Annotated in this window: 2 protein-coding genes; both read left to right on the forward strand. The window is 43.1% G+C overall.

Annotated features, from left to right (window positions below):
• The coding region (locus HGH47_RS12265; RefSeq protein WP_432912766.1) for a hypothetical protein at positions 1–253 on the forward strand (253 nt) is incomplete at its 5' end.
• Between the two features lie 14 nt (positions 254–267).
• On the forward strand, positions 268–534 hold a 267-nt coding region (locus HGH47_RS12270; protein ID WP_432912764.1), incomplete at its 3' end, for a hypothetical protein.

Genomic DNA, 534 nt, shown 5'->3' on the forward strand with positions numbered 1-534 from the left:
ATTGCAAGTGATAAAAGGATCACTGTATTGGGATAAGGAAAAGGGAAGCACGATGCCGCTTTTCTTAAACGACAATAATAGCGATGCGGCAAGCGTGATAGCGGAACTTGAACGCATTGCAATGGATGATGTACGGGTTGACCCCGATAGTGTTTCTGTATACCAAAAGGCGGACGGGATATTTGTGCTTGCCTTTACCCCTATCGGGGAAGCGAATGCGGAAATATTGGAATACGATTTACACAAGAAATAAAAGAGGTGATGAGCATGCAGGATACTTGGATAGATAAAGCGGAACATGAAATACGGGATGATATTGTCGCCATAGCGAAAAAAAATACAGGACTTACTAACTTTAAATCGACCGGAGTTCTACGTGGGTTTATCGAAGTAATTGCAAGCGTTGTCTTTTTTATCTACAAGACAGCGATAAATCCGATTTATACGAATGCGACGGTCGATAAAGCAACCGGCGTCTTTCTATCGTTTTGGGGGCTTGCACTCGGCGTTGTGCGCAAAAGCGATAATAAAGCA

The organism is Treponema sp. OMZ 805 (assembly GCF_050937395.1).
Lineage (GTDB): Bacteria > Spirochaetota > Spirochaetia > Treponematales > Treponemataceae > Treponema.